The organism is Arthrobacter sp. Ms25, assembly GCF_059090365.1.
On record NZ_JBNHFP010000002.1, the window covers coordinates 397,176 to 408,701 of the forward strand.

The following is an 11,526-nucleotide window of genomic DNA, read 5'->3' on the forward strand; positions in this document are numbered from 1 at the left end:
CGCGCGGAGCGAACACGGCACCGGGCACCTGTCCAAGTTTGAGAGAATGGGAGCATGCAGTCGATCCGAAACGGCAAGACGCCGTCGTCCCCGTCCTCACCCGGCCGCGGCATCAGCCGCAGGATGGGCAATACGGGCATCGTCGTGATGCTCATTGTCTTCCTCGTCGCCGTGGTTTTTGCCGCCAACCAGAATGACGTCATCGGCTGGCTGGTGGTCATTGTGTCCCTTGGCTGGCTGCTCCTGTCGACGTTCGTGGTGCTCTCCGTCCGCAGCGCCACCCGCAAGGCGACCGCGAAGCTTGCCGGTGCCACCGCCGGCCTCGCTCCCCGCGCCGGAGTGCAGGTTGTGGATGAAAGCACCACGGTCCGTGACCAGAAACTGGACCACAGCTTCAAGATTGTCCAGGTCCAGGCCAAGGTCATCGCCGACAACCTGGACACGGACCGGGAAATGGTGGACCGTGCCTTGGAAACCATCGAAATCACGGCGCACAACGGCCGTGGCATGATCAAGAAGGACGAGGGCGGTCCGGTCGAAGGCACCGTCGTCGACTAGGTTCACCCACCGGCGGAACCCTGCGGCCCGCCGGATCGGTCGTTTCGGGATGAACAGCTACTGAGGAGTATGGTTATTCGCGTGAGTTCGGCATCAACGGGAACTATGGACAGTTCCGGAAAAGCACTGCGCATTGCGTCGGTGAATGTCAACGGCATCCGCGCCGCCTACAAGCGGGGCATGGCCGATTGGCTCGCGGACCGCGATGTGGACATCCTGTGCCTGCAGGAGGTACGTGCCCCCGACGCCGTCCTGAAGGACCTCCTGGGCGACACCTGGCACATCCAGCACGCCGAATGCATCGAGGCCAAGGGCCGCGCCGGCGTCGCCATCGCCTCCCGCACCGCTCCGGTGGCGGTCCGCGAACACATCGGCGACGACTACTTCGCCCTGTCCGGCCGCTGGGTCGAGGCGGACTTCAAGGTGCCCGTTGCGGGAGAGGAAAAAATCCTCACCGTCGTCAGCGCCTACGTCCATTCCGGTGAAGTGGGCACCCCCAAACAGGTGGATAAATACCGCTTCCTCGACACCATGGCCGTCCGGTTGCCCGCCCTCGCGCAGACCAGCGACTTCGTGCTGGTGGTGGGGGACCTGAACGTGGGCCATACCCCCCTGGACATCAAGAACTGGAAGGGCAACGTCAAGCGTGCGGGGTTCCTTCCCGAAGAACGTGCGTACTTTGACCGCTTCTTCGGCGAGGAAATCGGCTACACGGACGTACACCGATCCCTCGCCGGCGAGGTCAACGGTCCGTACACCTGGTGGTCCTGGCGCGGGCAGGCTTTCGACAACGACTCCGGCTGGCGCATTGACTACCACATGGCCACGCCGGAGCTGGCGGAACGAGCCGTCACCGCCGTCGTCGACCGTGCCCCCACCTACGACTCCCGCTTCTCAGACCACGCTCCAGTAGTGATCGATTACCAGTTCTAAGGGCCTCCTTCCATGACATCGAACTCTTCCAGCCGCCGCCGCATCCTCTCGGGCATGCAGCCGTCCGCTGATTCCCTGCACCTGGGCAACTACCTCGGCGCCCTGGTGAACTGGGTGCGGCTCCAGGACGAGTACGACGCCTACTTCTTCATCCCCGACCTGCACGCCATCACGGTGCCGCAGGATCCCGAGGACCTGCGCAAGCGCACCCGCGTCACCGCCGCCCAGTACATTGCCGGCGGTGTCGACGTCGACAAGGCCACGCTGTTCGTGCAGTCGCAGGTGCCCGAGCACGCCCAGCTGGCCTGGGTGCTCAACTGCCTCACCGGATTCGGTGAAGCTTCCCGCATGACGCAGTTCAAGGACAAGCAGCAGCGCTTCGGTTCGGATTCGGCCAGCGTCGGCCTGTTCACGTACCCGATCCTGCAGGTGGCCGACATCCTGCTCTACCAGCCGCACGGTGTGCCGGTCGGCGAAGACCAGCGCCAGCATGTTGAGCTCAGCCGTGACCTTGCGAAGCGTTTCAATACGCGGTTCGGTGACACCTTCGTAGTGCCCGAGGTCTTCATCCAGAAGGAAGCGGCGAAGATCTACGATCTGCAGAACCCGTCCGCGAAGATGTCCAAGTCCGCGGCGTCTCCCGCGGGCCTGATCAACCTCCTCGACGAGGACAAGGTCATTGCCAAGCGGATCAAGTCGGCTGTGACCGACGACGGCAGCGAGATCCGCTTCGACCGGGACGCCAAGCCGGGAATCTCGAACCTGCTGTCCATTTACTCCCTGATCAGCGGACGCAGCGTGGAAACCCTGGAGAAGGAATACGAGGGGAAGATGTACGGTCACCTGAAGGTGGATCTCGCAGACGTGGTCACCGAACACATCCGGCCCATCCGGGAACGTGCCCTGCACCTGCTGGACGATCCGGCCGAACTGGACCGCCTGCTGGCCGTCGGTGCGGCCAAGGCACGGGAATCAGCATCGGTGACCCTTGCGGATGTCTACAACAAGGTCGGTTTCCTGCCGCTGGGCAGCGTTACCGCATAGCCTTATGAAAATCTCCGAATCCTTCGACCAGGCCATGGCAGCAGGCGCCCACGCTCCCCAATGCGCAGCGCGCTGCGTGGGAATAGTCATTGCGGTTCCGGAGCCGATGGCAAGCGAGCTGAAGGCGGCTCGTGCGTCCTTCGGAGATCCCCTGGCCGCGGTGATCCCGGCCCACATCACCCTGGTGACCACCACGGAAACCGATGACTGGGAAGCCACGCTGCAGCATGTGCGGAAGGTTGCCGCCGCGCAGGAGCCGTTCCGGGTGACCCTGGAGGGGACGGGTTCCTTCCGGCCGGTCTCGCCGGTGGTCTACCTGAATGTCAGCGAAGGTTTTAACGAGTGCACGGCCCTGCACAAGGAACTCCAGAGCGGTCCGCTTGCCCGGGACCCGGCCTTCCCGTTCCATCCGCACGTGACGGTGGCACACGACGTCAGTGAGCAGGGCATGGACGAAGCAGCCCGCCGGCTGCGCGGCTACTTTGCAGGTTTTACCGTGGACTGCGTGGGCCTCTACGAACACGATCCGACCGGGCTGTGGAAACTTCACGAGCACGTCCGGCTCGGATCCGGGGCCGACGGGTCCTAGTCGCCCGGGTCCAGGTCCACATAGGTGCCGGCCCACGCTGCGATGATGGCCGCTGCCCGGGCCGTCTGCGGACGTTCGACCATGAGGTGGTCGCTGCCCTCCAGGGAGATGAAGTTGCGGGGATGGCGCGCCGTCCGGAAAATCTCGCTCGCGTTCTCGATGCCGACCGTGTTGTCGGTGGGGGAGTGCATCACCAGCAGGGGCAGGTGGAGTTCCCTGATGTGATCCGTGAGGTCGTGGCTGTGCAGGTCCTCAATCAGGTGCCGGCGGATCTCCAGCTCTCCGCCGCCGAGGTCCACGGAAGCCGACCCTTGATCGGCAATCCGGTCCAGCTCGGATTCAAAGAGATGAACCACGTGGGAGGGGCGGAAAGGGGCGGCGATGGTCACCACTGCGTCCAGCCCGGGAACCCGGGAGGCTGCCGCCAGGACCGCCGCTCCTCCGAGCGAGTGGCCGATCAGCAGGGATGCCGGGCGCCCGGTCTCCGCCATGAAGGCGCACGCGTTGAGGACATCTTCCACCTTCGTGCTGAAGCTGCCGTCCTCCCAGTTGCCGGTGGATCCGCCCAGGCCGGCCGCGTCGTAACGCAGCACGCCGATGCCGTGGCCGGCCAGCGCCTTCGAGATCCGGGACGCGGCCGCACTGTTCTTGCCCAGCGTGAAACCGTGGCAGAAGACCGCCCACGCGCGGGCACCGCCGTCGGGCACATCGAGGGTTCCCGCCAGAGTGGTCCCGTTGACGCCGGAAAAAGACACAGATTCGAACGAAGGCATGGACCAACCCTATCGGGAACGCAAAAGGCGCCGGTAAGCGGTTGAAACCGCTTCCCGGCGCCTCTCTGGCGTGCTTAGAGGGAGCGGGACAGGATGGCCTGCTTGACCTCTGAAATAGCCTTGGTGACCTGGATGCCGCGGGGGCAGGCTTCCGAGCAGTTGAAGGTGGTGCGGCAGCGCCACACGCCTTCCTTGTCGTTCAGGATTTCCAGGCGCATGTCGCCGGCATCGTCACGCGAATCAAAGATGAAACGGTGTGCGTTGACGATGGCCGCCGGGCCGAAGTACTGGCCGTCGGTCCAGAACACCGGGCACGAGGACGTGCAGGCGGCGCACAAGATGCACTTGGTGGTGTCGTCGAAACGCTCACGGTCCTCGGCGGACTGCAGGCGTTCCTTCGTCGGCTCGTGGCCCTTGGTGACCAGGAACGGCATGATCTCGCGGTAGGACTGGAAGAACGGCTCCATGTCCACGATCAGGTCCTTTTCCACTGGCAGGCCCTTGATGGGCTCAACGAGGATGGGCTTGGACGTGTCGAGGTCTTTCAGCAGGGTCTTGCAGGCCAGGCGGTTGCGGCCGTTGATGCGCATGGCATCGGAACCGCAGACACCGTGCGCGCAGGAGCGGCGGAAGGAGACGGAACCGTCATGCTCCCACTTCACCTTGTGCAGGGCATCCAGCACGCGGTCGGTGCCGTACATGGTCAGTTTCCACTCGTCCCAGTAGGCTTCGTCGGAAAACTCCGGGTTGTAGCGGCGGACCTTCAGCGTGATCTCGAACGAAGGGATTTCTCCGCCGATCGATTCGGGGAGCTCTACCTTGGAGGCCGGCTCGGCGATTTCGGTTGTCATTAGTACTTCCTCACCATCGGCTCGTAGCGCGTGAAAATGACCGGTTTGGTGTCCAGCCGAATGCCGGCGGTGTGCTCGGAGTTCTCGGTTTCGTCCACCTTGTAGGCCATCGAATGCTTCATGAAGTTCTCGTCGTCGCGCTCCGGGAAGTCCTCGCGGAAGTGACCGCCGCGGGATTCGGTGCGGTGCAGGGCGGCAACGCTCATGACCTTGGCCAGTTCCAGGAGGAAGCCCAGCTCCACGGCCTCCAGGAGGTCGAGGTTGAAGCGCTTGCCCTTGTCCTGGACGCTGATCTTCTGGTACCGCTCCTCGAAGGAAGCGATGTCCTTCAGGACCTGCTGGATGGTGTCCGCGGTGCGGAACACCTGCATGTTCAGGTCCATGGTGTTCTGCAGGTCGCGGCGGATCTCGGAGACACGCTCGGTGCCTTCGGAGTTGCGCACGTGGTCCAGCAGGGCAACCGTTTCCAGTTCGGAGTTCTCCGGCAGGTCAACGAAGTCCGCGCCCAGGGCGTACTCTGCGGCGTAGATGCCGGCCCGCTTGCCGAACACGTTGATGTCCAGCAGGGAGTTGGTGCCCAGCCGGTTGGAGCCGTGCACGGACACGCAGGCCACCTCGCCGGCTGCGTACAGGCCGGGGATCACGGTGTCGTTGTCCTGGAGGACCTCGGCCTTGATGTTGGTGGGGATGCCGCCCATGACGTAGTGCGCGGTCGGGAACACCGGCACCGGTTCGGTGTAGGGTTCCACGCCCAGGTAGGTCCGGGCGAACTCGGTGATGTCCGGCAGCTTGGCATCGATGTGCGCCGGTTCCAGGTGCGTCAGGTCCAGCAGGACGTAGTCCTTGTTCGGGCCGCAGCCGCGTCCCTCGCGTACCTCGTTGGCCATGGAGCGGGCCACGATGTCACGCGGGGCAAGGTCCTTGATGGTCGGTGCGTAGCGTTCCATGAAGCGTTCACCCTCGGAGTTGCGCAGGATGGCGCCTTCGCCTCGGGCGGCCTCCGAAAGGAGGATGCCCAGCCCGGCCAGGCCGGTGGGGTGGAACTGGATGAACTCCATGTCCTCCAGGGGGATGCCCCGGCGGAACGCGATACCCATGCCGTCGCCGGTCAGGGTGTGTGCGTTGGAGGTGGTCTTGTAGACCTTGCCTGCGCCGCCGGAGGCGAACACCACGGACTTGGCCTGGAAGATGTGCAGCTCGCCGGTGGCGAGGTCATAGGACACGACGCCGGCAACCCGCTTCTGGCCGTTCTGGTCCACCACGGTGATGAGGTCCAGCACGTAGAACTCGTTGTAGAACTCGACGTTGTGCTTGACGCAGTTTTGGTACAGCGTCTGCAGGATCATGTGGCCCGTGCGGTCCGCTGCGTAGCAGGCGCGGCGCACCGGTGCCTTGCCGTGGTCACGGGTGTGGCCGCCGAAGCGGCGCTGGTCAATGCGGCCTTCGGGGGTGCGGTTGAACGGCAGACCCATTTTTTCCAGGTCGAGCACGGCGTCGATGGCTTCCTTGGCCATGACCTCGGCTGCGTCCTGGTCCACCAGGTAGTCACCGCCCTTGACGGTGTCGAAGGTGTGCCATTCCCAGTTGTCTTCTTCGACGTTGGCCAGTGCCGCACACATGCCGCCCTGCGCCGCACCGGTGTGGGAGCGGGTCGGGTACAGCTTGGTCAGTACCGCCGTCCGTGCACGCTGACCGGATTCAATGGCGGCACGCATACCGGCGCCGCCGGCGCCGACAATGACGACGTCGTACTTGTGGACCTGCATAGCAGATGCTCTTTCTGTTGGAACTACTAAGAATTCTTCGCGGGCGTACCCGTGGTGGCTCTCCGGCGGCTGCTGCTAGCGCGAGCTGCAGAAACTGCCGATCAGTTCAGCCGGTGCGTCTGCGGGGCAGGGATCGAAGGTGAAGATCACCATGGTGCCGAGCAGGACAATAACGAAGGTGGCGATGTAGAGGACCGTCTTGAGCCACATGCGGGTGGTCTTCTTGTCACCGTAGTCGTTGATGATCGTACGGACGCCGTTGGCGCCGTGCAGCATCGCCAGCCACAGCATGACCAGGTCCCAGACCTGCCAGAGGGGGCTGGCCCACTTGCCGGCCACGAAGCCGAAGTCCACGGCGTGGATGCCGTCGCCGACGACCAGGTTCATGAACAGGTGGGTGAAGATCAGGACCACCAGGATCACGCCCGAGAGGCGCATGAACAGCCAGGCCAGCATTTCGAAGTTGCCGCGGCCGGACCCGTTGCGGGTGTACCGCGGGGCAATGCGTCCTGACCGGGGTGCTTCGAGGGCGTGGGCTTCGTTTGTTGATGTGCTCATTGGTTACTAACCCCCGAAGACGTTGGGCAGGTGGCGGATGGAGAAGCCGATAACCGTAACGGCCCACAGGGCAACGACGCCCCAGAGCATCTGGCGCTGGTACTTGGGCCCCTTCTTCCAGAAGTCGATCAGGACTACACGCAGGCCGTTGAAGGCATGGAACACAATGGCTGCAACGAGGCCAAGCTCGCCCAGGCCCATAATCGGGTTCTTGTAGGATTCGATCACCACGTTGTAGGCCTCGGGTGAAACTCGCACCAGTGAGGTATCCAGGACGTGGACCAAAAGGAAGAAGAAGATCGCCACGCCGGTGATACGGTGCACTACCCACGACCATTGGCCCTCGCGGCCACGGTAGAGAGTGCCTGCTGGTAACTTCGACACTGAATTTTCCTCCCTGCATCGCAGCGGCGTTAGCGCGTGTTCCACGCAGTGATGACGCCGGTGCGACAGCGATATAAGCTCTACCATAATCTAGGCTGACGTGACGGGGCTTTCAATTTAGGTTGCCCTATGGTGTGACCCTGATTACATTGAATCGGCACCCTGAACGGTGTAGTGGGCCGGTTCCTGAGGTTCGAGGGCAGGCTGGGCTAACCTTGGCAATGATGAGTAACGAAAAACCGCATGCCGCTCCCGCGTCCGCCGTCCTTGACCGCTTTTACGGGGTCATCCCGGCCGGCGGTGTCGGGACGCGCCTTTGGCCCCTGTCGCGTGCCGCAGCGCCGAAGTTCCTGCATGACCTGACAGGGTCGGGCTCCACCCTGATCCGGGCCACGTATGAACGCCTCAGCCCGCTCAGCGGAGACCGGGTCATGGTCGTTACCGGGGCGGTGCACCGCCAGGCCGTGCGGCAGCAGTTGCCGGAGATCTCCAACAAGAACCTGGTCCTGGAACTGGAACCCAAGGATTCAGCCGCCGCCATCGGCCTCGCTGCGGCCATCCTCTATAAGCGGGATCCGCAGATCATCATGGGCTCCTTCGCTGCGGACCAGGTCATTGCTCCCGTCGAGGTTTTCCAGGCTGCCGTCCGGGAAGCGGTGCACACGGCGGCGCAGGGATATATCGTCACGATCGGCATTGAACCGACGCATCCCTCCACCGGTTTCGGCTACATCTGCGCGGGGGAGCAGCTCCGCGTCGCCGGTGCTCCCAGTGCACGCTCCGTGGTCGAGTTCGTGGAGAAGCCTTCGGCGCAGGTTGCGCAGACGTACCTGGACAGCGGCAGCTACAGCTGGAACGCAGGCATGTTCGTGGCACCGGTGGACCTGATGCTCAAGCACCTCGAAGCCAGTGAGCCCGTGCTTTATGCCGGACTGATGGAAATCGCGGACGCCTGGGATACGACCAGGCGCCGCGAAGTGGTGCGGCGGATCTGGCCCACCCTGCCCAAGATCGCCATTGACTATGCCGTCGCGGAACCGGCGGCGGCAGCGGGCGACGTCGCCATGATCCCCGGAGCCTTCAGCTGGGACGACGTCGGCGACTTCGCCGCGATCGGCCGCCTCAACCCGGCAGCGGAAAACAGTGACCTGACCGTGCTGGGGGAGGGGGCGCGGGTCTATTCCGAAAACGCCACGGGAATTGTCGTCTCCGACACCAAGCGCGTCATTGCGCTGATCGGCATCGACGACGTCGTCATTGTGGACACCCCGGACGCCCTGCTGGTGACCACGAAGGAGCACGCGCAGGAAGTCAAGAAGGCCGTTGAACACCTGAAGGCCAGCGGCGACACCGACGTCCTGTAACCGGGAGGCGCCGGGACGCCGACGTCCAGCCGCCGGGAAGTAAAGACCCGTCACGGGGCGTCGTTTCCGACGCAGCGCATTCCCGCTTTGGTCCCGAAATTGGCTAACCTTGAAGTTGTGCAGACTATCCCGTTGAGCAATTCCCCCATCCCCTCACTACAGGGGAGCGTGGCGCCGCTCCTCGACGGATTGATCGGGTTCCGGCGGGACCTGCATGCCCACCCCGAGCTTTCGCACAAGGAGTTCCGCACCACCGACCGCATTGTCGAGGCCCTCGAAGACGCCGGGCTGGCGCCGAAGCGCCTGGAGAATACAGGTGCCGTGGTGGACATCGGCGACGGACCCATCTGCCTTGCCGTGCGCGCCGACATCGATGCGCTCCCGGTGCTGGAGGAGACCGGACTGCCCTATTCCTCGGAAAACACCGGCATAGCCCATGCCTGCGGCCACGACATCCACACCACGGTCATGCTGGGCGTTGCCAAGGTGCTCGCGGGGTTCGACGCCGCCGGTGGGCTGGGCGGCCGGGTGCGGGTGATCTTCCAGCCGGCCGAGGAAGTGATGCCCGGCGGTGCGCTCTCGGTGATCGAACAGGGCGCCCTGGACGGCGTGCCGCGGGTCCTGGCCTTGCACTGTGATCCCCGGGTGGACGTGGGACGGGTGGGCACCCGCATCGGTGCGATCACCTCGGCCTCGGACACCATCCGGATCGAACTCACCGGCCGCGGCGGGCACACCTCCCGGCCGCACCTGACCGAGGACCTAGTCTTCGCCCTGGCGGAAATCGCCGTCAGCGTCCCTGCCGTACTTTCCCGCCGGATCGACGTCCGCAGCGGCGTCTCCGTGGTCTGGGGGCAGATGCATGCAGGCTCCGCCCCGAATGCGATTCCCGGGCACGGCTTCATGGCGGGTACCATGCGCTGCCTCGACGCCGAGGCCTGGCATGCAGCGGGTGAGCTGCTGGACAAAGTGGTCCGGGAAATCGCGGCACCGTTCGGTGTCGACGTCCATCTGGAGCACATCCGGGGAGTTCCGCCGGTCATCAATGCGGACGCCGAGATCAGCCTGATTGAGGCGGCGGCGCGCGCCGAGCTGGGCGAGGACGCCGTGGTGCTCGCGCCGCAGTCCATGGGCGGAGAGGACTTCGCCTGGATGACGCAGGCGGTGCCGGGAGCCCTGATGCGGCTGGGCACACGCACCCCGGGCGGCGAAACCTTCGACCTGCACCGCGGTGACTACAACCCTGACGAACGGGCCATTCGCTGCGGCGTCAGCGTAATGGCCGCGGCAGCCCTGCGGGCGGCCAGGGGCCTGCGGCACTGACGCTGCGCGTCTCCTTCCCGCCGCAACGGGCCGCGTAACGCGGCGACACAATAGGTCCCGCCCCGCCGCCGGGACCTTAGCAGTCCCGTCAGGGCCCGTGGTGGAGATTTGGTAACGAGATGCCAACAATGTCCGGCCAGCGCCGGATTTGGACTTAGTGTTGCCTCCGACACATTATGGTTATGTTGCTGCGGTCCAACGACGGACGAGCGCTGCGCCACACGCTGCACCTCCGAGAGGGCACCGTACGGCGAATACCATTTCTTTTCTGGAGGAACATTGAAGAATTACCCGCGCAGCTTTAAGCGCAACGCAGGCGTTTCCGCCGCAATGCTCGGCGTGTCAGCTCTCCTGCTTTCCGGCTGCGGTGCTGCACCGGAAGAGGAAGAAGGCGGTTCCGAGGCGGCCAACAGCGACTTCACCGGCTGCATCGTCTCCGACGCCGGCGGCTGGGATGACCGCTCCTTCAACCAGTCCAGCTACGAAGGCCTGATGGCGGCCAAGGATTCGCTGGGTATCGAGACCCGGGACGCCGAGTCCCAGGCTCCGACCGACTTCACCAACAACGTGGACAGCATGGTCCAGGCCGGCTGCGACCTGACCGTGACCGTCGGCTTCCTGCTGTCCGATGCCACGAAGGCAGCGGCCGAGGCCAACCCCGACGTGAACTTCGCCATCGTCGATGACAACGCCATCGAGCTCGACAACGTCAAGCCGATCATCTACGACACGGCCCAGGCTGCCTTCCTCGCCGGCTACGTCGCTGCAGGTTCCTCCGAGACCGGCACCGTTGCCACGTACGGCGGCATGAACATCCCCACCGTGACCATCTTCATGGATGGCTTCGCCCAGGGCGTCGAGTACTACAACGAAGAAAACAGCGCGGACGTGAAGGTCCTCGGTGCAGATTCCTTCGTCGACAGCTTCGACAACCGCGCAGCAGGCAAGACCCTCACGGAGAACTTCATCAACGAGGGCGCCGACGTCATCATGCCCGTCGCCGGACCGGTTGGCCTGGGCACCATGGAGGCCGTGGTTGAGGCCAACGACGGCGGCAAGAACGTCCGTGCCGTCTGGGTTGACTCCGATGGATACGAAACCGCCGAAATCGGCAAGGAATTCATCCTGACTTCCGTCATGAAGCTGATGGGCGACGCCGTCGAAGACGTCGTCACCGAGTCCACCGAAGACAACTTCAGCGCCGAGCCCTACGTCGGCACGCTGGAGAACGGCGGCGTCGACCTGGCGCCGTTCCACGACCAGGAAGCCAACGTCCCGGACGAGGTCAAGACCGCGGTCGAAGACATCAAGGCCAAGATCATCTCCGGTGAAATCCCGGTTGAGTCCGAGTCCAGCCCGAAGCAGTAACGGCGGGCAGACCTG

The 11,526-nt window shown here is 64.3% G+C and carries 12 protein-coding genes; 7 read left to right on the plus strand and 5 right to left on the minus strand.

From position 1 onward, the window contains the following. Window positions 1-54 precede the first annotated feature (54 nt). From AC5RT8_RS06400 to AC5RT8_RS06415, 4 genes are all read left to right on the plus strand, one after another. Window positions 55-558, plus strand: coding sequence for a hypothetical protein (locus AC5RT8_RS06400; protein WP_494094878.1), 504 nt, complete (start codon window positions 55-57; stop codon window positions 556-558). A gap of 105 nt (window positions 559-663) precedes the next feature. After that, the gene (locus AC5RT8_RS06405; RefSeq protein WP_494094879.1) at window positions 664-1,491 is read left to right on the plus strand and encodes an exodeoxyribonuclease III; all 828 of its coding nucleotides are present in this window, start codon (window positions 664-666) and stop codon (window positions 1,489-1,491) included. 12 nt (window positions 1,492-1,503) lie between these two features. Then, complete coding sequence (gene trpS, locus AC5RT8_RS06410) at window positions 1,504-2,535, plus strand: tryptophan--tRNA ligase (protein ID WP_494094880.1); 1,032 nt, start codon at window positions 1,504-1,506, stop codon at window positions 2,533-2,535. Between the two features lie 4 nt (window positions 2,536-2,539). Then, window positions 2,540-3,124 (plus strand): 2'-5' RNA ligase family protein, encoded by a 585-nt coding sequence (locus AC5RT8_RS06415; protein WP_494094881.1) that lies wholly within the window; start codon window positions 2,540-2,542, stop codon window positions 3,122-3,124. On the opposite strand, the gene AC5RT8_RS06420 is transcribed toward AC5RT8_RS06415, so the two are convergent. From AC5RT8_RS06420 to sdhC, 5 genes are all read right to left on the minus strand, one after another. Then, the gene (locus tag AC5RT8_RS06420; protein ID WP_494094882.1) at window positions 3,121-3,897 is read right to left on the minus strand and encodes an alpha/beta hydrolase family protein; all 777 of its coding nucleotides are present in this window, start codon (window positions 3,895-3,897) and stop codon (window positions 3,121-3,123) included. The two genes, AC5RT8_RS06415 and AC5RT8_RS06420, sit on opposite strands and share 4 nt — an antisense overlap. A gap of 74 nt (window positions 3,898-3,971) precedes the next feature. Then, on the minus strand, window positions 3,972-4,748 hold the full coding sequence (locus AC5RT8_RS06425; RefSeq protein WP_494094883.1) for a succinate dehydrogenase iron-sulfur subunit: 777 nt from the start codon (window positions 4,746-4,748) through the stop codon (window positions 3,972-3,974). Further along, window positions 4,748-6,514, minus strand: coding sequence for a succinate dehydrogenase flavoprotein subunit (sdhA, locus tag AC5RT8_RS06430; RefSeq protein ID WP_494094884.1), 1,767 nt, complete (start codon window positions 6,512-6,514; stop codon window positions 4,748-4,750). The genes AC5RT8_RS06425 and sdhA overlap by 1 nt, the downstream gene beginning before the upstream one ends. A gap of 75 nt (window positions 6,515-6,589) precedes the next feature. Continuing rightward, window positions 6,590-7,072 (minus strand): succinate dehydrogenase hydrophobic membrane anchor subunit, encoded by a 483-nt coding sequence (locus AC5RT8_RS06435; RefSeq protein ID WP_494094885.1) that lies wholly within the window; start codon window positions 7,070-7,072, stop codon window positions 6,590-6,592. Between the two features lie 6 nt (window positions 7,073-7,078). Continuing rightward, window positions 7,079-7,456, minus strand: a complete 378-nt coding sequence (gene sdhC / locus AC5RT8_RS06440) for a succinate dehydrogenase, cytochrome b556 subunit (RefSeq protein WP_146363726.1) — start codon at window positions 7,454-7,456, stop codon at window positions 7,079-7,081. Between the two features lie 224 nt (window positions 7,457-7,680). On the opposite strand from sdhC, the gene AC5RT8_RS06445 reads away from it, so the two are divergent. The 3 genes from AC5RT8_RS06445 (at window position 7,681) to AC5RT8_RS06455 (ending at window position 11,511) form a co-directional block, all read left to right on the plus strand. Continuing rightward, on the plus strand, window positions 7,681-8,820 hold the full coding sequence (locus tag AC5RT8_RS06445) for a mannose-1-phosphate guanylyltransferase (protein ID WP_494094886.1): 1,140 nt from the start codon (window positions 7,681-7,683) through the stop codon (window positions 8,818-8,820). A 132-nt stretch (window positions 8,821-8,952) separates the two neighbouring features. Beyond that, window positions 8,953-10,143: an amidohydrolase gene (locus tag AC5RT8_RS06450; protein WP_494094887.1), complete on the plus strand. Its 1,191-nt coding sequence runs from the start codon at window positions 8,953-8,955 to the stop codon at window positions 10,141-10,143. A 279-nt stretch (window positions 10,144-10,422) separates the two neighbouring features. Then, window positions 10,423-11,511: a BMP family lipoprotein gene (locus AC5RT8_RS06455; RefSeq protein WP_494094888.1), complete on the plus strand. Its 1,089-nt coding sequence runs from the start codon at window positions 10,423-10,425 to the stop codon at window positions 11,509-11,511. The last annotated feature ends 15 nt before the right edge of the window (window positions 11,512-11,526 follow it).